This window comes from Streptomyces ossamyceticus (assembly GCF_001418475.1).
Taxonomy (GTDB): Bacteria; Actinomycetota; Actinomycetes; order Streptomycetales; family Streptomycetaceae; genus Streptomyces; species Streptomyces ossamyceticus.
Window position 1 is genome coordinate 1 of sequence record NZ_LIQX01000802.1, and the last position, 355, is coordinate 355.

Sequence of the window (355 nt, forward strand, 5' to 3'; positions counted from 1 at the left end):
CCCCCGCGCTCGCGGCGGCGCTGTTGTCCGTCATCACCTACAACTGGCTGTTCACCGGTACCGTTCTCGGCTTCCTCGCGTCGGCCGCGCTGGTGGTCTCGGCCGTACTGCCCGAACGCGCGGCCCGCCCCGGGCCCGGGGGAGGTCGCCGCTCGGGCGTCCGCGGGTTCCTCGGCGTCCCCCGAGCATCACCGCCCGGTCCGGCACCCGGTCCAGCAGCCGCGGCAGCGCCAGCGCCACCACCATCGACCCGGCCCCGTACGCGCCGAGTGCCAGCGGCACGGCGCCCTCGGACAGGCCCAGCACATCGCGGACGTACACCACGGAGTTGACGGTGACCATCGCACCGGCCGCG

1 pseudogene is annotated in these 355 nt (G+C 75.5%); it reads right to left on the reverse strand.

The window, feature by feature from the left end:
• Nucleotides 1–51: 51 nt before the first annotated feature.
• Nucleotides 52–355, reverse strand: a pseudogene (locus AOK15_RS48440) (hypothetical protein); the annotation flags it as partial.